15 protein-coding genes and 1 riboswitch are annotated in these 20,776 nt (G+C 66.0%); of the genes, 2 read left to right on the forward strand and 13 right to left on the reverse strand.

Annotated features, from left to right (window positions below):
- Positions 1-29: 29 nt before the first annotated feature.
- Complete coding sequence (gene thiS / locus DIE08_RS24455) at positions 30-227, reverse strand: sulfur carrier protein ThiS (protein ID WP_014898319.1); 198 nt, start codon at positions 225-227, stop codon at positions 30-32.
- A 32-nt stretch (positions 228-259) separates the two neighbouring features.
- Positions 260-1,396, reverse strand: coding sequence for an FAD-dependent oxidoreductase (locus DIE08_RS24460; protein ID WP_124904017.1), 1,137 nt, complete (start codon positions 1,394-1,396; stop codon positions 260-262).
- 234 nt (positions 1,397-1,630) lie between these two features.
- Positions 1,631-1,754: riboswitch (TPP riboswitch) on the reverse strand.
- Between the two features lie 268 nt (positions 1,755-2,022).
- Between DIE08_RS24460 and DIE08_RS24465 the strand changes: the two genes are divergently transcribed.
- Positions 2,023-3,792: an ABC transporter ATP-binding protein/permease gene (locus tag DIE08_RS24465; RefSeq protein WP_124904019.1), complete on the forward strand. Its 1,770-nt coding sequence runs from the start codon at positions 2,023-2,025 to the stop codon at positions 3,790-3,792.
- A gap of 70 nt (positions 3,793-3,862) precedes the next feature.
- Here DIE08_RS24465 and thpR read toward each other — a convergent pair whose 3' ends face one another.
- From thpR to DIE08_RS24500, 6 genes are all read right to left on the reverse strand, one after another.
- Positions 3,863-4,411 carry an RNA 2',3'-cyclic phosphodiesterase gene (gene thpR, locus DIE08_RS24470; RefSeq protein ID WP_124904021.1) on the reverse strand — a complete coding sequence of 183 codons (549 nt, stop codon included), beginning with the start codon at positions 4,409-4,411 and terminating at the stop codon, positions 3,863-3,865.
- Entirely contained in the window at positions 4,408-5,898 is a 1,491-nt protein-coding gene (locus DIE08_RS24475) for a sodium:alanine symporter family protein (protein ID WP_124904023.1), read from the reverse strand. Before DIE08_RS24475 ends, thpR begins: the two co-directional genes overlap by 4 nt.
- A 592-nt stretch (positions 5,899-6,490) precedes the next feature.
- Positions 6,491-6,985: an RICIN domain-containing protein gene (locus tag DIE08_RS24480; RefSeq protein ID WP_124904025.1), complete on the reverse strand. Its 495-nt coding sequence runs from the start codon at positions 6,983-6,985 to the stop codon at positions 6,491-6,493.
- A gap of 282 nt (positions 6,986-7,267) precedes the next feature.
- Positions 7,268-8,734 (reverse strand): glutamate synthase subunit beta, encoded by a 1,467-nt coding sequence (locus tag DIE08_RS24485; protein ID WP_124628042.1) that lies wholly within the window; start codon positions 8,732-8,734, stop codon positions 7,268-7,270.
- Positions 8,735-8,819: 85 nt separating this feature from the next.
- On the reverse strand, positions 8,820-13,523 hold the full coding sequence (locus DIE08_RS24490; RefSeq protein WP_124904027.1) for a glutamate synthase-related protein: 4,704 nt from the start codon (positions 13,521-13,523) through the stop codon (positions 8,820-8,822).
- A 288-nt stretch (positions 13,524-13,811) separates the two neighbouring features.
- On the reverse strand, positions 13,812-14,525 hold the full coding sequence (locus tag DIE08_RS24500) for a transposase (RefSeq protein WP_027783329.1): 714 nt from the start codon (positions 14,523-14,525) through the stop codon (positions 13,812-13,814).
- A gap of 192 nt (positions 14,526-14,717) precedes the next feature.
- Here DIE08_RS24500 and DIE08_RS24505 point away from each other — a divergent pair, with 192 nt between their 5' ends.
- Positions 14,718-15,449 (forward strand): OmpW family protein, encoded by a 732-nt coding sequence (locus DIE08_RS24505; protein WP_124628047.1) that lies wholly within the window; start codon positions 14,718-14,720, stop codon positions 15,447-15,449.
- 164 nt (positions 15,450-15,613) lie between these two features.
- On the opposite strand, the gene ugpQ is transcribed toward DIE08_RS24505, so the two are convergent.
- The 5 genes from ugpQ to ugpB all read right to left on the reverse strand — a co-directional run bounded on the left by ugpQ (position 15,614) and on the right by ugpB (position 20,686).
- Positions 15,614-16,378 carry a glycerophosphodiester phosphodiesterase gene (gene ugpQ, locus DIE08_RS24510; RefSeq protein WP_124904029.1) on the reverse strand — a complete coding sequence of 255 codons (765 nt, stop codon included), beginning with the start codon at positions 16,376-16,378 and terminating at the stop codon, positions 15,614-15,616.
- Positions 16,379-16,406: 28 nt separating this feature from the next.
- Positions 16,407-17,492 (reverse strand): sn-glycerol-3-phosphate import ATP-binding protein UgpC, encoded by a 1,086-nt coding sequence (locus DIE08_RS24515; RefSeq protein ID WP_124904031.1) that lies wholly within the window; start codon positions 17,490-17,492, stop codon positions 16,407-16,409.
- Between the two features lie 32 nt (positions 17,493-17,524).
- Positions 17,525-18,370 carry a sn-glycerol-3-phosphate ABC transporter permease UgpE gene (gene ugpE, locus DIE08_RS24520; protein WP_059599794.1) on the reverse strand — a complete coding sequence of 282 codons (846 nt, stop codon included), beginning with the start codon at positions 18,368-18,370 and terminating at the stop codon, positions 17,525-17,527.
- Positions 18,367-19,251, reverse strand: coding sequence for a sn-glycerol-3-phosphate ABC transporter permease UgpA (ugpA, locus tag DIE08_RS24525; RefSeq protein WP_124628056.1), 885 nt, complete (start codon positions 19,249-19,251; stop codon positions 18,367-18,369). The genes ugpE and ugpA overlap by 4 nt, the downstream gene beginning before the upstream one ends.
- 100 nt (positions 19,252-19,351) lie before the next feature.
- Entirely contained in the window at positions 19,352-20,686 is a 1,335-nt protein-coding gene (gene ugpB, locus DIE08_RS24530) for a sn-glycerol-3-phosphate ABC transporter substrate-binding protein UgpB (protein WP_124904033.1), read from the reverse strand.
- Positions 20,687-20,776 lie beyond the last annotated feature (90 nt).

Here is a 20,776-nt window from a genome sequence, read left to right on the forward strand (position 1 = left end):
TGGAAGAGCAGAGGGCGAACCGGCGGCGCTCAGCCGCCCGCGACGGGGTGCACGACGTCGAGCTTGTCGCCCGTCGCGAGCGCGCGCGCCGCATGCTGCGTGCGCGCGACGAAATTGCCGTTCAGCGCAACCGCGTACGGCGGACGCGCGCCGTACGCGGCGAGCGCGTCGGCCACCGTTGCGCCGTCGGGCAGGGTCAGCGTCTGTTGGTTGATCTGGATATCCATGAGTCTTGGTCGAATTCGGTCGGCGGCGCGCATCAGGCCGGCTGGCGCGCGTCGTCGCGGTGATGGAGGAGCGTCGGCCAGCGCGCGGCATCGCGCCACGCGGCGAACGCGTCGGCATCGGCGAACGCGCCGCCGAGCGCGGCTTGCGCGAACGCAACCGCCGCATGCGCGACTTCCGGCGCGATCATGAAGCCGTGCCGGTACAGGCCGTTGACGGCCAGCGTCGTCGCGCCGTCCCAGATCACCGCCGGGCGGTGATCGGGCAGCGTCGGGCGGCATTGCGCGTTCAGTTCGAGGATGCGCGCCTCGCCGAACGCCGGGTGCACGGAAAACGCCGCGCTCAGCAGTTCGAGCGCCGAGCGCACGCTGACGGGCGACATGTCCTCGCCCTCCACTTCGGTCGCGCCGATCACGTACAGGTCGTCCTGTTTCGGCGCGATGTACAGCGGATAGCGCGGATGCAGCAGCCGCACGGGCCGCGTGAGCCCGATGCCTGGTGCGCACACGCGCGCGACTTCGCCGCGGATGCCCCGCAGCGCGGGAAGCGCGGATTTCGCGCCGAGCCCGCGGCAATCGATCGTGAAATGCGCATCGGGCCGGTTCGCGTCGTCGATCGTCGCGTGCCAGTGCAACTCGACGCCGCGTTGCGCGAGGCCCGCCGCGAGTGCGCGCAGCGCCTGCCGGTTGTCGAGCTGCCCTTCGCGCGGCAGCATCAGGCCGCGCGCGAAGCGCCCCGCGAGCGCGGGCTCGGCCGCGTCGACCTGCGCGCCGGCCAGCGCGACGAAGCCACCGTCGAACAGTTCGGCCGGCGCGTTCGCGCGCACGCGCCGCTCGAACAGCGGCGCCTCGGCGCGATCCGCTTGATGCCAGACGACGAGCGTGCCGTGCTGCTGGAAGAACACCGGTTCGGGCAGTTCCGCGAGCCATTGCGGCCAGCGCGTGAGCGATGCCGCGCCGAGCTCGGTGATCAGCAGCTCGGCGCTGGCCGCCTCGGCGAGCGGCGCGAGCATCGCGGCCGCGATCCACGCGGCCGACTGCTCGCCGTCCGGGCCGCCGCGCTCGTACAACGCGACGCGATGCCCGTCGCCCGCAAGCCGCCACGCGATCAGACGGCCGACGAGGCCGCCGCCGAGTACCGCGAAATCGGGCCGGGAAGCGTGGAGGTTCATCGCGCGCCCTCCCCGCGAACAGCGCTATCGCGTGCAACGAACGTCGACGCGCATGCACCGTCCCGTGCGGACGCACGCGACAGCGGATCGGGAACAGCACAAAAGACTGAAGATTGAGCGGTCATCATTCCTTCCGTAACGCGCGACGCGCGTACCCAAAAGGACGAAACCGGCAGCAAAGGCCGGCCGGGCGGGACTCGGGCGCTGACCATGTGGGATGGCAGCCAGCGCGGCCCGGCGGGATCAGAAACTTCCCTCGCCGGTATTACCCGGATCGGGTGCGAAGGGTCTTTCTCAGCCTCGCCGCGTCGCCCGGAACTGTCCGTCGGCCGCGCTCGAAGCACCCCTGTTTCGTCGTCGGCCATTAGACCATAAAAGCGGAAAGCGCCGCAAACTGTCCCCTTGCGGCAAATTCGCCGTCGCGCCGCGCCGCTCTGGCACAATGCCCGCAGGCCGGCCGCGCGAGCGGCCGGTTGCCGCGTCACCGCCGGCCTTAAGTGCCGTTTAAGACGTGCGGGCCACCATCCGGACGCCCGCCGTCAGTCGGCACCTCGTCCCGGCATGCCGTATCGCGGCGCGCGTCCGGCTCCGCCCGGCCCGCGCGCCGGCTACTCATCAGGAAGCACATGACCCAATCGATCGATCCCGTCCGCTCCGTCTCCGACGCGCCGCAGGACGAGCGCCCGGTATCCGCGTGGAGCCTCATCAAGCCCTACTGGGTGTCGTCCGAATGGAAAATCGCGTGGGGGCTGCTGGTCACGATCATCGCAATCAACCTTTGCGTGGTCTGGATCAACGTCAAGCTGAACAAGTGGAACGCGCAGTTCTACAACGCGCTGCAGTCGAAGGACGTCCACGACTTCCCGAACCTGCTGATGCAGTTCTCCGCGCTCGCATTCGGCTTCATCATCCTCGCGGTGTACGGCCGCTACCTGCGCCAGATGCTCGGGTTCCGCTGGCGCCAGTGGCTCACCGACCGCTTTCTCGGCCAGTGGCTCGGCGATCGTGCGTTCTACCGGATCGAACGCGACCGCCTCGCCGACAACCCCGACCAGCGGATCACCGACGACCTACAGTCGTTCGCGACGACGACGCTCGCGCTGTCGCTCGACCTGCTGTCGACGGTCGTCACGCTCGTGTCGTTCATCACCATCCTGTGGTCGCTCGCGGGCGCGCTGACGTTCTCGCTCGGCGCGACGCCGATCACGATCCCCGGCTACATGGTGTGGGCGGCCGCGCTGTACGCGGTGGTCGGCTCGCTGATCATCCAGAAGGTCGGCCACCCGCTCGTGTCGATCAACTACCAGCAGCAGCGCGTCGAGGCCGACTTCCGCTTCGGGCTGATCCGCGTGCGCGAGAACGCCGAGCAGATCGCGTTCTACGACGGCGAGAAAACCGAGACCGTCAATGCGCAGAACCTGTTCACGCGCATTCGCGACAACTGGTGGCGCGTGATGAAGTACACGAAGCGCCTTACGTTCGTGCTGAGCTTCTACGGGCAGATCGCGATCATCTTCCCGCTCGTCGTCGCGGCGCCGCGCTATTTCGCGGGCGCGTTCTCGTTCGGCGTGTTGATGCAGATCTCGTCGGCGTTCGGCACCGTCAGCGATTCGTTCTCCTGGTTCATCAACAGTTACTCGACCCTCGTCGAATGGCGCGCCACCGTCAACCGTCTGCGTGAGTTCAAGCGCGTGATGGGCACGTCGCACCTGAAGGAAAGCATGTCGCCCGCGACCGAGCACGGCGGCATCAACCTGCATTACGTCGATGCCGCGAAGCTGTCGACGTCGTCGCTGAAACTCGCGCTGCCGAACGGCAACGCGCTCGCGAACATCGGCAACCTGACGATCGAACCCGGCTCGCGCTGGCTCGTCGTCGGCAAGTCGGGTTCCGGCAAGAGCACGTTCATGCGCGCGCTGGCGGGCCTCTGGCCGTTCGGCGACGGCGCGATCGATGCGCCGGTCGGCGCGCGGATGATGTTCGTGCCGCAAACCAGCTACTTGCCGATCGGCACGCTGAAGGCCGCGCTCACCTATCCGGCCGCGCCCGACGCGTTCACCGACGACGCGTGCCGCGACGCGCTGCGTGCGTGCCACCTGGAAGACTACGTCGGGCGCCTCGACGAGACTGCCCACTGGACGCGCGTGCTGTCGCCGGGCGAACAGCAGCGTCTGGCCGGCGCGCGCGTGCTGCTGCACAAGCCGGACTTCCTGTTCCTCGACGAAGCGACGAGCGCGCTCGACGCCGACAATGAAGCGCGGCTCTATCACCTGTTCGCCGAACGGCTGCCGAAGGCCGCGATCGTCAGCATCGCGCACCGCGAGGCGCTGGCCGCGTTCCACGTCGGCACGATCAACGTCGAACGCGTGAACGAGAGCGACAAGGTCGCCGCTTAACCGCAAAAAAGGCCGGCGCATACCGCGCCGGCCTTCACTTCCTCGTCCTCCCCGCCTTCCAGCTTTCCCGCTACGCCGGCGCGACCGGCGCCGACACGATCGGCACATGCGACACACCGTCGTGCGACAGCCTGCTTTCAAATAGCGTCAGCGCGACGAAACGCAGCGCAACCGGCCGCCCGGTCGCACCGCCGTGCGCAGGCTGCCCGTCCGCGTCGCGCGGCAACCGCGCGAGTGTGACGTGCGGCCTGAACGGCCGGCCGTCGGCCGGCACGCCCAGTTCGTGCAGCAGCGCGGACACGTCGGCATTCAGCGCCGCACAGGCGGGATCGGGCGCCAGCTCCGCGACGATCAGCCTCGCGCGCGGCAGGCTCGGCCACCACGCGATTCGCTCGACCAGTTGCAACGGCAGCGCATGCCCGGCCGCGAGTGCCGGCAGGCGCGCAGCCAGCGCATTGCACCGCTCCCGTTCGATTGCACCGATGAACGAGAGCGTCACGTGCAATTGAGCCGGCATCGTGCGCCGCGCGCCGCGGGTGACCGGCAACGCGTGCAGTGCATCGCGCGATGCCGCATCGGGCACCAGCGCGACGAATGCACGGAGCCGGTCGCCGTTCATGACTCGCGCACCGCCACGCGCGCTTCGACCACCGCGCCCTCCGAAGCCGGACGCTGCGGCAGCGGACCGTGCTCGCCCCACACGTCGGCGGGCAGCACGCTTGCAAGCTCGGGAATCGTGTTGCGCGTGAACACCGGGTCGGCAACGCCTTCCGCGCGCTGGCGGCGATAGTCGCGCCACGCGGCATGCGCATACTTGCCGAGCGCGAGGATCGCGACCAGGTTGATGATCGCCATCAGCCCCATGCTCGTATCGGCCATCGCCCACACGAGCGGCAGTTGCCCGACGCTGCCGAACATCACCATCCCGAGCACCGCGACGCGGAACAGCGGCAGCACGCCGCGCCGCTTCGTGATGAAGTCGACGTTGCCTTCCGCGTATGCGTAATTGCCGATCACCGACGAGTACGCGAAGAAGAAGATCGCGACGGCCATGTAGATGCCGCCCCAGTCGCCGACGTGGCTCGCGATCGCGCGCTGCGTGAGCGCCGCGCCCTCCATGCCGGTGCCGAGTTCGTACTGGCCCGACAGCAGGATCACGAACGCGGTCGCGCTGCAGATCACGATCGTGTCGACGAACACGCCGAGCATCTGGATCAACCCCTGCACGACCGGATGCCGCACGCTCGCGGTTGCGGCCGCGTTCGGTGCGCTGCCCATGCCGGCCTCATTCGAGAACAATCCGCGCTTCACACCCATCGCGACCGCCTGGCTGACTGCATAGCCGGTCAGGCCGCCCGCTGCCTGCTCGAGCCCGAACGCGCTCTTCACGATCAGCGCGATCACGCCCGGCACCAGCGCGACGTGCGTCGCGACCGCGTAGACCGCCAGAGCGAGGTAGCCGATCGCCATCACCGGCACGATCACCTGCGCGACCGACGCGATGCGGCGAATCCCGCCGAAGATGAGCGGCGCGGTGAGCAGCACGAGGCCGAGGCCGACCGTTTCGCGGCTCCAGCCGAACGACGTATGGAACGCGTCGGCGATCGCATTGGCCTGCACCGCGTTGAACACGAAGCCGAACGCGAGGATCAGCGACAGCGAGAACAGCACGCCGAAGCCGCGCGAGCGCAGGCCCGTCTGGATGTAGTACGCGGGGCCGCCGCGATAGCTGCCGTCCGCGTGCGACACCTTGAAGATCTGCGCGAGCGTCGCCTCGACGAACGCCGACGACATCCCGACGAGCGCCGTCATCCACATCCAGAAGATCGCGCCCGGCCCGCCGACCGTCAGCGCGACCGCCACACCGGCGATGTTGCCGGTGCCCACGCGGCTCGCGAGGCCGGTCGCGAACGCCTGGAATGACGAGATGCTGCCCGGCTCGCCCTTGCTGCCGACCAGTTTGATGCTGAGGAACAGCGCCTTCAGCTGGATCATCCGGAACCGCAGCGTGAACCACGCGCCCACGCCGAGCAGCAGCGCGATCAGCACGTAGTTCCACAGCACACCGTTGACGGCGTCGATCAGCCCTTGTACGAATGCTTCCATTCAGAGTCCTTGTAAATGGGGTCAGTCAAATGCGGCGGCCACGCGAACGCGGCCAGCGGGCGATGATATGACAGTTTCCAAGGAACATTACAAAATGAAAGTATTCGGGATCGCGGAAAATCAACGTCCGATGTGATCAGGTTAGGCGACGCTTCGGGGAGGTGCGGGGGGATGCGACGGGGCGGGCGGCGCGGCGAGTGCATGCCCGGGGCTTGGGTGATGCCCCGGATCCTTGCTCTTTGTCACACGGTGCGCCAGGCTCGGCGAGCAGCGATCCCGAGCGGGAATACCATAGCGGGCGAGTCGCGATCTTTGACACCCGAAAACAGTCGCAATAGTGAATCGCCAAACAGAAATGGCGATAAAAAACGAAACTATGCTTTAAGCAGTTTTCCCCACCCATTAATCACGACTACCCCCTAGAAACGCCCAATCCCGAAAATAGAAATAACCCGGGTGAATCCGATGCAGTTTATTGCGATACCGGTTGATTGCCGTAAAATAATTCACCCGTCGACGACGCGCATGCGTCTGAGTCGGTCGGCGCGGGTCGCCGCGGGGATCCTCTGCCCGCGGCGCCCGCAAACAATTCTTATGCTCGTAGCGATTGCGGCGCTCTTTCGGCGACTGCCTGGAAGGCATGAACCGGCGTCCATTGTTGTGCTTGGGTGCCGTTGTACGGGAATGCCCAGACGAGGTTGTTGGCCTGCCGACTATCGTAATGATCGTCGATCACGAGGCCGGTGTTGGCGAGTGACGTGATGTAACCGGGGCGAATGGAGATGCTCCACCGCTGCGAAGGCGCTCCCGTGAACGGGCGCAGGACCAGCGGGGTTTCGGCGGCGACCTTGCCGTCCGCGAAATCGACCGCCAGCTTGCCTCCGCCGTTCAAATCGCTGAAATCCAGAATGATGAAACCAACGGTGGGATCATAGTCCCACAGGGTCTGCACATTCGGGTCGGTGAAGTAGCGAAGTTGCACCGGGGCATTCGGGCCGATCACGCTGCCGTCGGTATTGTTCTGGGCAACACCGAGGGCGCGCGTCGGATCATGCGTAAACTGAAACGACATCGATATATACGCCATGATTTTCTCCAAAGGGTGTGAAAACCAGACCGTTCAATATGCCCGAATTAATCGGACAAAAATCACTATAGGTGGCAGCAGACCCCGATTCAACGTCTATTTCGAGATAAATATCGATATTTTTGTTTTTATGAATGGTCGATTTAATTGATGCCGAATAAATTGTTGCCTGCTCACGGAAAACCCTCGCCAACCCAGTCGTCTCAGGCTCGCGCCCCATAAAAAAACCGGGCGTCCTTTCGGACGCCCGGTTTTCTTCGAAACCCGCTCGCGCGCTTCAGCTTAGCGCGGCAGTTCCGAATGCCCCATCAGGTACGCGTCGACCGAGCGCGCGCACTGGCGGCCTTCGCGGATCGCCCAGACGACGAGCGACTGGCCGCGGCGCATGTCGCCAGCTGCGAACACCTTGTCGACCGACGTGTAGTACGAGCGATCGCCTTCGGTCGCCGCACGCGCGTTGCCGCGTGCGTCCTTCGCAACGCCGAACGCGTCGAGCACGGGCGCTGCCGGCTGCGTGAAGCCCATCGCGAGCAGCACCAGGTCGGCCTTCATCTCGAACTCGGAGCCCGGCACTTCCTGCATCTTGCCGTCCTTCCACTCGACGCGCACCGCGATCAGCTTCTCGACCTTGCCGTTCTTGCCTTCGAGACGCTTCGTCGCGACCGCCCAGTCACGCTCGCAGCCTTCCTCGTGCGACGACGACGTGCGCAGCTTGATCGGCCAGTACGGCCACACGAGCGGCTTGTTTTCCTCTTCCGGCGGCTGCGGCAGCAGCTCGAACTGCGTGACCTGCTTCGCGCCGTGACGGTTCGACGTGCCGACGCAGTCCGAACCGGTATCGCCGCCGCCGATCACGATCACGTGCTTGCCCTTCGCGAGCAGCTGGTCGGTGAGCTTGTCGCCCGCGTTCACACGGTTCTGCTGCGGCAGGAAGTCCATCGCGAAATGCACGCCGGCCAGCTCGCGGCCCGGCACCGGCAGGTCACGCGGCGTTTCCGAACCGCCCGCGATCACGACCGCGTCGAACTCTTCCTTCAGCGTGTCCGGCGAGATGGTTTCCTTCGCGAGGCTGCCGATCGATTCGGGCAGCGGATCCTTGCCGATGAACACGCTGGTGCGGAACGTCACGCCTTCCGCTTCCATCTGGCGCATGCGGCGGTCGATCAGCCACTTCTCGAGCTTGAAGTCGGGAATCCCGTAACGCAGCAGGCCGCCGATCCGGTCGTTCTTCTCGAACACCGTCACGTCGTGGCCGGCGCGCGCGAGTTGCTGCGCGGCCGCGAGGCCCGCGGGGCCGGAACCGACGACCGCGACCTTCTTGCCCGTCTTGTGCTCGGCCGGCAGCGGCTTCACCCAACCTTCCGCCCAGGCCTTGTCGATGATCGCGTGCTCGATCGACTTGATGCCGACCGGGTCGTTGTTGATCCCGAGCGTGCACGCCGCTTCGCACGGCGCCGGGCAGATGCGGCCCGTGAATTCCGGGAAGTTGTTGGTCGAGTGCAGGACTTCGATCGCCTGCTGCCAGTCCTGGCGGTAAACGAGATCGTTGAAGTCCGGGATGATGTTGTTGACAGGGCAGCCGTTGTTGCAGAACGGGATGCCGCAGTCCATGCAGCGCGCGCCCTGGACCTTCGCGTCCGCGTCGGTCAGTGCCGCGACGAATTCCTTGTAGTGCTTCACGCGCGTGAGCGGTGCTTCGTACGCCTCGTGGCGGCGTTCGAACTCCAGAAAACCGGTTGCCTTGCCCATAAGGTGCTCTTCTGTTCGGTGTATCGGGTGGGGGAGCCGCGCGCGGCAATCATGCGCGCGCGGCATTCGCTATGTCGTTCGTCGCTCAGGCGGCCAGCACTTCCTTCGCCGCCTTCTTCGCACCGATCTCGCCCAGCGCGCGCTTGTATTCGTGCGGGAACACCTTCACGAACTGGCGGCGCGCCGCGTCCCAGTTTTCCAGCAGCGACTTCGCGCGCGGCGAACCCGTGAACTGGAAATGACGCTCGACGAGCCCCTTGAGCAGCGCTTCGTCCGTCGTGCCCGCATGCCAGAGCGCGCGGTCGACCGTGCGCTCCTGCTCGGCCTGCTGCAGCACCGGCTCGAGCGCGACCATCGACTTGTTGCACTTCGCCGCGAACGTGCCTTCCGGATCGTAGATGTACGCGAGGCCGCCCGACATGCCGGCCGCGAAGTTGCGCCCCGTCTCGCCGAGCACGACGACCGTGCCGCCCGTCATGTATTCGCAGCCGTGGTCGCCCGTGCCTTCGACGACCGCCGTCGCGCCCGAGTTGCGCACGCAGAAGCGCTCGCCCGCCACGCCGCGGAAGAAGGCTTCGCCTTCGATCGCGCCGTACATCACCGTATTGCCGCAGATGATGTTTTCCTCGGACTTGCCGCGGAAGTCGTTGGTCGGTCGGATGATGATCCGGCCGCCCGACAGGCCCTTGCCGACGTAGTCGTTGCCGTCGCCGACGAGGTCGAGCGTCACGCCCTTCGCGAGGAACGCGCCGAAGCTCTGGCCGGCCGTGCCCTTCAGCTGGATGTGCACCGCGTCGTCGGCCAGGCCGTCATGGCCGTGCTTCTTCGCGATCACGCCCGACAGCATCGCGCCGACCGTGCGGTTCACGTTGCGCACCGGCTGGATGAACGACACATGCTCGCCGTTCTCGATCGCGGCCTTCGCCTTCTCGATCAGCACGTGGTCGAGCGCGCGCTCGAGGCCGTGATCCTGCACGTCGACGTGACGCGGCGCGACGTCCTCGCACTCTTCCGGCTGGTAGAACACGCGCGAGAAGTCGAGGCCCTTCGCCTTCCAGTGCTCGATGCCCTTGCGCGTATCGAGCAGGTCGGCGCGACCGATCAGGTCGTCGAACTTCGCGATGCCGAGCTGCGCCATGATCTCGCGCACTTCCTCGGCGACGAAGAAGAAGTAGTTCACGACGTGCTCGGGCTGGCCCTTGAACTTCGCGCGCAGCACCGGATCCTGCGTCGCGACGCCGACCGGGCACGTGTTCAGGTGGCACTTGCGCATCATGATGCAGCCTTCGACGACGAGCGGCGCCGTCGCGAAGCCGAATTCGTCAGCGCCGAGCAGCGCGCCGATCACGACGTCGCGGCCCGTCTTCATCTGGCCGTCGGCCTGCACGCGGATGCGGCCGCGCAGGCGGTTCAGCACCAGCGTCTGCTGCGTTTCGGCGAGGCCGAGTTCCCACGGCGTGCCGGCGTGCTTGACCGACGACAGCGGCGATGCGCCCGTGCCGCCGTCATGGCCGGCGATCACGACGTGATCGGCCTTCGCCTTCGCGACACCGGCCGCGACCGTGCCGACGCCCACTTCCGACACCAGCTTCACCGAGATGCTCGAGCTCGGGTTCACGTTCTTCAGGTCGTGGATCAGCTGCGCCAGATCCTCGATCGAGTAGATGTCGTGGTGCGGCGGCGGCGAGATCAGGCCGACACCCGGCACCGAGTAACGCAGCTTGCCGATGTATTCGGACACCTTGTGGCCCGGCAGCTGGCCGCCTTCGCCCGGCTTCGCGCCCTGCGCCATCTTGATCTGGATCTGGTCGGCCGACGCGAGGTACTCGGCGGTGACGCCGAAGCGGCCCGACGCGACCTGCTTGATCTTCGAGCGCAGCGAATCGCCGTCCTTCAGCGGAATGTCGCTGACGATCTCGTCGCCGATGACCGACTTCAGCGTCTCGCCCGACTTGATCGGAATGCCGCGCAGTTCGTTGCGATAGCGCTTCTCGTCCTCGCCGCCTTCGCCGGTGTTCGACTTGCCGCCGATCCGGTTCATCGCGATCGCCAGCGTCGCATGCGCTTCGGTGCTGATCGAACCGAGCGACATCGCGCCCGTCGCAAAGCGCTTGACGATGTCCTTCGCCGGCTCGACGTTTTCGATCGGGATCGCCTTGGTCGGCTCGACCTTGAACTCGAACAGGCCGCGGAACGTCATGTGACGCTTGGTCTGGTCGTTGATCAGGTGCGCGTATTCCTTGTACGTCTGGTACGAGTTGCTGCGCGTCGCGTGCTGGAGCTTCGCGATCGAATCCGGCGTCCACATGTGGTCTTCGCCGCGCACGCGGTACGCGTACTCGCCGCCCGCGTCGAGCATGTCGCGCAGCACCGGGTTGTCGCCGAACGCGTCGCGGTGCAGGCGGATCGCTTCTTCCGCGACTTCGAACAGGCCGATGCCGCCGACCTTCGATGCCGTGCCCTTGAAGTACTTCTCGACGAGGTCGCTCGACAGGCCGAGCGCTTCGAAGATCTGCGCGCCCGTGTACGACATGTACGTCGAGATGCCCATCTTCGACATCACCTTCTGCAGGCCCTTGCCGACCGCCTTCGTGAAGTTGTAGACGGCCTTCTCCGGCGACAGGTCGCCCGGCAGGCCTTCGGCCATCTTCGCGAGCGTTTCCATCGCGAGATACGGGTGCACGGCTTCCGCGCCGTAGCCCGCGAGCAGCGCGAAGTGGTGCGTCTCACGTGCCGAGCCCGTCTCGACGACGAGGCCCGTGCTCGTGCGCAGCCCTTGCTGGACGAGGTGCGTGTGGATCGCCGACGTGGCGAGCAGCGCCGGAATCGCGACATGCTCGGCGTCCGTCTTGCGGTCCGACACGATCAGCATGTTGTAGCCCGACTTCACCGCGTCGACGGCTTCCGCGCACAGCGACGCGAGGCGCGCCTCGATGCCTTCCTTGCCCCAGGCCACCGGATAGCAGATGTTCAGCTCGTATGCGCTGAACTTGCCGCCCGTGTACTGGTCGATCGCGCGGATCTTCGCGATGTCCTTGAAGTCGAGCACCGGCTGCGACACTTCGAGACGCATCGGCGGGTTGATGTTGTTCGTGTCGAGCAGGTTCGGCTTCGGGCCGATGAACGACACGAGCGACATGACCATGTTCTCGCGGATCGGGTCGATCGGCGGGTTCGTGACCTGCGCGAAGAGCTGCTTGAAGTAGTGATAGAGCGTCTTGTTCTTGTTCGACATCACCGCGAGCGGCGAGTCGTTGCCCATCGAGCCGACGGCCTCTTCACCCTGCTGCGCCATCGGCGCCATCAGGAACTTGAGGTCTTCCTGCGTATAGCCGAACGCCTGCTGGCGGTCGAGCAGCGCGGCGCCCTGCGTGCGGCCGGCCGCGACGTCCTCGGCCTTCGGCTCGATCTCGTCGAGCTTGATGCGCACGGCGTCGATCCAGCTCTTGTACGGCTTAGCGTTCGCGAGGTTGTCTTTCAGTTCCTTGTCGTCGATGATGCGGCCGTGTTCCATGTCGATCAGGAACATCTTGCCCGGCTGCAGGCGCCACTTCTTGACGATCTTCGATTCGGGGATCTGCAGCGTGCCGGCTTCCGACGCCATGATGACGAGGTCGTCGTCCGTGACGATGTAACGCGCCGGGCGCAGGCCGTTGCGGTCGAGCGTCGCGCCGATCTGGCGGCCGTCCGTGAACGCGATCGCGGCGGGACCGTCCCACGGCTCCATCATCGCGGCGTGGTATTCGTAGAACGCGCGGCGGTTCTCGTCCATCAGCGTGTGCTGTTCCCACGCTTCCGGGATCATCATCATCACCGCGTGCACGAGCGGATAGCCCGCCATCACGAGCAGTTCGAGACAGTTGTCGAACGAAGCCGTATCCGACTGGCCCGGATAGATCAGCGGCCAGAGCTTCGGCAGGTCGTCGCCGAGCACGTGCGACGCGATCGCGCCGGTACGCGCGTTCAGCCAGTTCACGTTGCCCTTCACGGTGTTGATCTCGCCGTTGTGCGCGATCATCCGGTACGGGTGAGCCAGCTCCCACGCCGGGAACGTGTTGGTCGAGAAGCGCTGGTGCACGAGCGCGAGCGCCGACACGACGCGCGAGTCCTGCAGGTCGCGGTAGTACACGCCGACCTGGCCCGCCAGCAGCAGCCCCTTGTAGACGACCGTGCGCGCCGACATCGACGGCACGAAGTATTCCTTGCCGTGCTTGAGCTTCAGCGCCTGGATACGGTGGCTCGCGGTCTTGCGGATCACGTAGAGCTTCCGCTCGAGCGCGTCCGTCACCATGATGTCCTTGCCGCGGCCGATGAAGATCTGGCGGATCAGCGGCTCGCTCGCCTTGACCGTCGGCGAGATCGGCATCGCGTGGTCGACCGGCACGTCGCGCCATCCGAGCACGACCTGACCCTCAGCCCGCACCGTCCGCTCGAGCTCCTGCTCGCATGCGAGACGCGACGCGTTCTCCTTCGGCAGGAAGATCATCCCGACCCCATATTCACCGGCCGGCGGCAGCGTCACGCCCTGCTTCGACATTTCCTCGCGATAGAACGCGTCCGGAATCTGGATCAGGATGCCGGCGCCGTCGCCCATCAGCGGATCGGCACCGACCGCGCCGCGGTGATCGAGGTTCTCGAGGATCTTCAGACCCTGCTGAATGATCTCGTGGCTCTTCTTGCCCTTGATGTGAGCGACGAAGCCGACGCCGCAGGCGTCGTGTTCGTTTTGCGGGTCGTACAGACCTTGTGCGGCGGGCACCGCGGCGAGCGGCTGCTGGTGGTCGTTCATGGGGACACCGTCGTAAAGGGGCCTCGAGGGCCGTTGAACCATTTTGTGTTGCCGTCGATCCCGCTCCCGACGGGAGACGGCACGGCCGACAGTGGTTGGGCGAGCTTCACCCGGGCCACCGGAATTCGGAATATACGCGACGAATCAAAGGAATAGCAACAAAAACCGCTTGATCGAACCCCAATTAAACGCATGTTCAGATCTGGTGCAGTTTTATTGGGGCCGTATCGTATTGGTGCAAAAAGAAGCGGCGCCCGCGGCGCCGCCTCGTGATCCGCCTTTCCCGCGTTACTGCTGGATCGGCGGGGTGTTTTCACGCACCTTTCTGGGGCGTCCGCGCGGCAGCGGCGATACGCGGCGGTTCGCGGTACGCGCCGCCCATTCGCGGTAGTTCTCGCCGCCGAGCACCCAGCCCTTCAGCGTCGCCTGCTGCAGCTGATCGGCCTGCCGCTCGTCGAGCGGCTGCTCGCACAGCTCCTTGTACGCGCGCTGACGGTCGAACGGCGTGTTGCCGAGCGCCCAGTAGAGCGGATGGTCGGTGATCAGGCTGTCGACGGTGAGCCCGACGTGATGCCGGTAGCTCGACCACCGATAGGCCTCGGGCGTCGCGACCAGCTGCGAGCGCACCGGGCTCATCTCGACCACGCGGCTCGCGAGGAGGAAATAGCGTTCGCCTTCGATCACCGTCGCGCGATAGCGGCCTTCCCACAAGGTGCCGCGACGCGAATAACGTCGGTTGAAATGCGCGACGTAGCGGCGGCCGACCGCCTGCATCGCCTTCGGCAGGCTCGCCTCGTCGCTGGGCGTCACGAGGAGCTGCACCTGGCGCGGAAGCAGCACGTAGGCATGCACCGAGAGGTGATGATCGCGTGCCGCGGCCTTCAGGCAATCGATGAAGAGTTCGTAGTCCTGGTCGTCGACGAACGCAGGTTGCTGATCCAGGCCGCGCAGTATCACGTGCTGCGGCTGGTCGGGAACGTAGAGTCGTGCTAACCGTGCCATGCTGAATGTCCGTTTGAACGCGTTAGGAAATACCCGGAGGTCCGAAATTGCGCACCTGCGTAGAATGCCTGTCCCGGCGGGCGCGGAAACGTACGGTCGTACTAATCTTAGGGTGAAAACTCTAACTTACGAGCTTGTTTGGTTTTAAACGCAGTCGTCATAATGAGCACGCCTTAGATCGGAGGAGACACAATGAAACGAAAACTGGCCATTACGGGGGCTGCAGCGCTCGCATTCACGTTTGCGGGCGGTACGGCACAAGCACAATCCGCAGGTGATTTCTACGTCAGCACCGGTTGGTTCCACCTTGCGCCGCAGGACAGCAGCGACCCGCTGTTCGTCTACGGCGTTGGCGGCACGCCCATCAACCAATCGATTCCCAACACCGGCGCCGGCATCAGCGACGCCGATACGCTTGGGCTCGCAACGGGGTACTTCGTCACCGACCATATCTCCACCGAGCTCGTTATGGGGATACCGCCGAAGTTCGACATCACCGGCAAGGGTCAGTTCGAAAGATTCGGCGTACTCGGCCGTGCGTACCAGTGGAGCCCCGCCGTATTGCTTCGCTACCACTTCAACGACGCCAACGCGAAGTTCCGCCCGTATGTCGGCATCGGCGCAACGTACATCTGGTTCACCGGCGCGAAGATCACGAACAGCAGCTTCGAGAACGGCGTGCTCGGCGGCCCGACCAGCGCCACGACCAGCAACCAGTGGGCGCCCGTCTTCAACGCCGGCTTCACGTACAACTTCACGAAACACTGGTTCGCGGGCCTGTCGCTCTCGTACATCCCCGTCAGCGTGACCGCGACCTTCACGACGGCTCGCCGGACGCCGGTCGGCACCCTGACGGAAACGTCGAAGGCCCACATCTCGCTGAACCCGATCGTCACGTACCTGAACGTCGGCTACCGCTTCTAAGCGTAGTCGAATATTTGGGGAATGGTTAATCCTGCTGCAATTTGTAGCGGATTTTTCGTGACGTAACGTCTCCTCGATGCAAAACGCCCCGGCGGAAATCCCGCCGGGGCGTCGTTTTTTTGTCTCAGGGTCTTCCCGCATCCACCATCGCGCGGGACGGGTCGCTACGCAATGTCGTCCAGTGCATCGGGGCCGATCAGGTCGATCCGGTCCGTGCAGACCGCATCGACGCCCCAGCGCACGAGTTCGCGCGCCCGGGCGAGGTCGTTGACCGTGTAGACCAGGATGCGCAGCCCGGCCGCCTTGATCGCGCGCACGAGCGGTTCGTCGAGTTCCTTGTGGTTTGCATGCAACGATACGCAGCCGAGCGCGCCGACGACCTGCGCGTGCCAGTCGTCCGGCACCGCCTCGTACAGCATCCCGCGCGGCAGCGCCGGGGCGCTCGCGCGCGCCTGTTGCAGCGCGTCGAACGAGAACGACGACAGCAGCGGCGGTACGGCCGCGCCGTGCCAGTACGCGGCCGCATCAGCCGCCACCCGCTGCCCCGTGTCGCGCTCGCGGCCCGGGCACGGCTTGATCTCGACGTTCGCCGCCATCCCGTGCGCGATGCAGCGCGCCGCCGCCGCCTCGAGCGTCGGCATCCGCTCGCCCGCGAAACGCGCGTCGAACCAGGCGCCGGCATCAAGCGCGGCCAGCGCCGCATAGCGCATGCCCGCCGCCGGCCCGCTGCCGTTCGACGTGCGGTCGACCGTGTCGTCGTGCAGCAGGAAGCTCACGTCGTCGGCGGACAGCTTCGCGTCGAACTCGACCATCCGGTGACCGCGCCGCGCGCCTTCGTCGAACGCGGCGAGCGTGTTCTCCGGCGCGAGCGTGCCGCCGCCGCGATGGGCGACGACGCGCGGATAGGGCCAGTCGGTACGGGAAGTCATCGTGCGCCTCGCAGCAGGTCCGTCAGGGTCAGCCGGCACGCTTGCCGGTCTCGGGATCGAAGAAATGCAGCCGGTGCGCGGGCAGCGCGGCGCCCAGCGCCGTGCCGCGCGCGGGACGATCCGCGTGCGGCAGCCGCACCGCGACGTCGTGGTTGCCCCAGCGGCCGTGCGCGAGGTTGTCCGCGCCGAGCAGCTCGCACGAGTCGACCGGCAGCGATGCCTGCGCGACGCCCGGCTGCGGCGTCATGTGCTCCGGCCGCACGCCGAGCACCCAGTCGCGCCCGGTGGCGATCGTGGTGCCGATGCCGGGCGCGCCGGCGACCGGCAGCGCCGGACCGCCGCCCGCGACCGTAAACGTCGCGCCATCCTCCGACAGCCGGCCGTGCATCAGGTTCATTGCCGGCGAGCCGATGAACCCCGCGACGAACACCGTCGCCGGCTTCTCGTACACGTCGACCGGCGCGCCGATCTGCTCCGCATAACCACGGTTCATCACGATCACGCGCTGCGCGAGCGTCATCGCCTCGATCTGGTCGTGCGTCACGTACACGCTCGTCGTCGCGAGCCGCGCATGCAGCCGCTGGATCTCGAGCCGCATCTGCACGCGCAGCTTCGCGTCGAGGTTCGACAGCGGCTCGTCGAACAGGAACACCGACGGCTCGCGCACGATCGCACGCCCCATCGCGACGCGCTGCCGCTGGCCGCCCGACAGTTCGCGCGGCCGCCGCGCGAGCAGCGGTTCGAGTTCGAGGATCTTCGCGGCCGCGGCCACCCGCGAGTCGATCGTCGCGCGCTCGATGCCGCGGATCTTCAGCCCGTAGCCCATGTTCTGCGCGACCGTCATGTGCGGATACAGCGCATAGTTCTGGAACACCATCGCGATGTCGCGATCCTTCGGCTCCAGCGCATTGACGACGCGATCGCCGATCGCGATCTCGCCGTCCGTCACCGTCTCGAGCCCCGCGATCATCCGCAGCAGCGTCGACTTGCCGCAGCCCGACGGGCCGACCAGCACGATGAATTCGCCGTCGGCGATCTCCACGTCGATGCCGTGCAGCACGTGCTGCTTGCCGTCGTAGGATTTCCTGACGCCCTTCAAGCTCAGCGCAGCCATACTTGGTCCTTCTCCCGGTTGCCGTCCGTGGTTCATTTCTCGGAATCGACGAGGCCGCGCACGAACCAGCGCTGCATCGCCAGCACGACGACGAGCGGCGGAATCATCGCCAGCAGCGTCGCCGCCATTACGTATTGCCATTCGGTCGCGGCGTCACCGCTCGCGATCATCGTCTTGATGCCCACCACCGCCGTCGACAGCGACGCCTCGGTCGTGATCAGGATCGGCCACAGATACTGGTTCCAGCCGTAGATGAACGTGATCACGAACAGCGCCGCGATGCTCGTCTTCGACAGCGGCAGCACGACGTCCCGGAAAAAGCGCAGCGGCCCCGCACCGTCGATGCGCGCGGCGTCCATCAGTTCGTCGGGCAGCGTCATGAAAAACTGGCGGAACAGGAACGTCGCGGTCGCCGATGCGATCAGCGGCAGCGAGAGCCCGGCGTAGGTGTTCGTCAGGTTCAGCGTCGACACGACCTGCACGGTCGGGAATATCCGCACCTCGACCGGCAGCATCAGCGTGATGAAGATCAGCCAGAACGCCGTGTTGCGGAAGGGGAAGCGGAAATAGACGATCGCATACGCGGACAGGATCGACACCGCGATCTTGCCGACCGCGATGCCGAGCGCCATCACGAAGCTGTTGACGAGCAGCCGGCCGAACGGCGCCGTCGTGCCGCCGCTGCCGTGCCCCCAGATGTAGGCGATGTTCTCCAGCAGGTGCGTGCTCGGCACCAGCGACAGCGGGATCGTGAACACTTCCTGCGCGTTCATGGTCGCCGCGCAGAACGCGACGTACACCGGGAACACGATCAGCACGACGCCCGCGATCAGCACCGCGTGGCAGAACAGGTCGAAGCCCTTGCGATTTTCGATCATGCGTATTGCACCCTGCGTTCGACGAAACGGAACTGGATCACCGTCAGGCCGACGACGATGATCATCAGCACGACCGACTGCGCGCCCGAGCTGCCGATGTCGAGGCCCTGGAAGCCCTCCGTGAAGATCTTGTAGATCAGCGTCTTGGTGCTTTGCGCGGGGCCGCCCGCGGTGGCCGCGTCGATCACCGGGAACGTGTCGAAGAACGCATAGACGAGGTTCACAACCAGCAGGAAGAAGCTCGTGGGCGACAGCAGCGGCAGCACGATGTGGAAGAAGCGCCGCACCGGCCCGGCACCGTCGATCGCCGCCGCCTCGATCAGCGAGCGCGGGATCGCCTGCAACCCCGCGTAGAAGAACAGGAAGTTGTAGCTCACCTGCTTCCACACCGACGCGAGCACGACGAGGAACATCGCCTGGCCGCCGTTCAGCGCGTGATTCCACACGATGCCGCCCTTCGCGAGCGCATAGGTGACAAGCCCGATGCTCGGGTTGAACAGGAACGCCCACAGCACGGCCGCGATCGTCGGCGCGACCGCGTACGGCCAGATCAGCAGCGTGCGGTACACGCGCGCGCCGCGGATCACGCGGTCGGCGCAGGCGGCGAGCAACAGCGACACGACGAGCCCGCTGACAGTGACGAGCGAGCTGAACACCAGCGTCGTGCGGAACGAGTCGAGGTACAGCGGATCGGCGAACAGGCGCGCGAAGTTCGCGAAGCCGACGAATTCGCTCGACGTGCCGAACGCGTCCTGCATCTGCGTGGACTGCCACAGCGCGACGCCGGCCGGCCACAGAAAGAATACGGCGGTGATCGCGAGTTGCGGCGCGATCAGCAGGTACGGCAGCAGGCTCGCGCCGAAACGGGAACGGGATTGCATCGCGGGCATCCGGTCAGGCGAAACGGGAAAGGAACCGCGCCGCCGGCCGCGCGCGTCGCATATGCGACGCGGCGACCGGCGACACGCACGCGATGCGGGATCAGCCGCCCGACTTCTCGAAGCGGCGCAGCAGTTCGTCGCCGCGCGAGGCCGCCGAGTCGAGCGCGTCCTTCGGCGACTTCTTCTGCGCCCAGACCTGCTCCAGTTCCTCGTCGACGACCGTGCGGATCTGCGGCATGTTGCCGAGGCGCAGTCCCTTCGTGTAAGGCAGCGGCGGCTTGTTCATCATCTGCTTGATCGCGGTTTCCGCGCTCGGGTTCTTCGCATAGAAGCCCTGCTGGCGCGTGAGGTCGTACGCAGCCGTCGTGACCGGCAGGTAGCCCGTTTCCTGGTGCCACTTGGCGGCGATCGGCGGCGAGGCCAGGAACGCGAGGAATTTCGCGACGCCCTTGTAGGTCGCCGGATCCTTGCCGGCCAGCACCCACAGGCTCGCGCCGCCGATGATCGCGTTCTGCGGCGCACCCTTCACGTTCGCGTCGTACGGCATCATGCCGGTGCCGTAGCTGAACTTCGCGAACTTCTGCACGTTCGCGAGCGCGCCCGACGACGTCGTCAGGATCCCGCAGTCGCCGCTGTAGAACTTCGCGGACGCTTCGTCCTTGCGGCCCGCATACGTGAACGTGCCGTCCTTCTGCATCTGCTGCAGGAACGAGATGTGCGCGATCTGCTGCGGCTTGTTGAATTCGAGCGCCGCGTCGGTGCCGTCGAAGCCGTTGTTGCGGCTCGCGAACGGCAGCGCATGCCACGCGCTGTAGTTTTCGAGCTGGATCCAGCCTTGCCAGCCGGTCGTGAAGCCACACGCCATCCCGGACTTGCGCAGCTTCTCCGCGTCGGCCTGCACGTCGGCCCACGTCTTCGGCGGCTGGTTCGGATCGAGCCCGGCCTTCTTGAACGCATCCTTGTTGTAGTACAGCACCGGCGTCGAGCTGTTGAACGGCATCGACACGAGATGGCCCGTCTTCGCGTCGCTGTAGTAGCTCGCGATGGTCGGCACGAACGCCTTTTCGTCGAGCGGCACGCCGGCCTGCTTGAACACGTCGTAGACGGGCACGACGGCCTTCTTCGCCTGCATCATCGTCGCGGTGCCGACTTCATAGACCTGGAGGATCGCCGGCGCGTTGCCGCTGCGATAGGCGGCGATGCCCGCCGCGAGCGCCTGATCGTAGGTGCCCTTGAAGACCGGCACGATCTTGTAGTCGCCCTGCGATGCATTGAACTGCGCGGCGAGCTCGTTCACGCGCTCGCCGAGCGCCGACTCCATCGCATGCCAGAACTGGATCTCCGTCACGGCGAACGCCGCATGCTGCATACCGAACATGAGCGCGCCGCCCAGCGCGATCGAGCGAACCACGGTCCCCGCAGGCTTCTTCTTCATCGACCTCTCTCCTATGAAAACGTTACCAACAGCGTGTGCAACATTCCCGTCGCCATTGAACCGGCGAAGTCTAGTGATCGTTTGTGACAG

This window comes from Burkholderia sp. Bp9004 (assembly GCF_003858025.1).
GTDB lineage: Bacteria > Pseudomonadota > Gammaproteobacteria > Burkholderiales > Burkholderiaceae > Burkholderia > Burkholderia diffusa.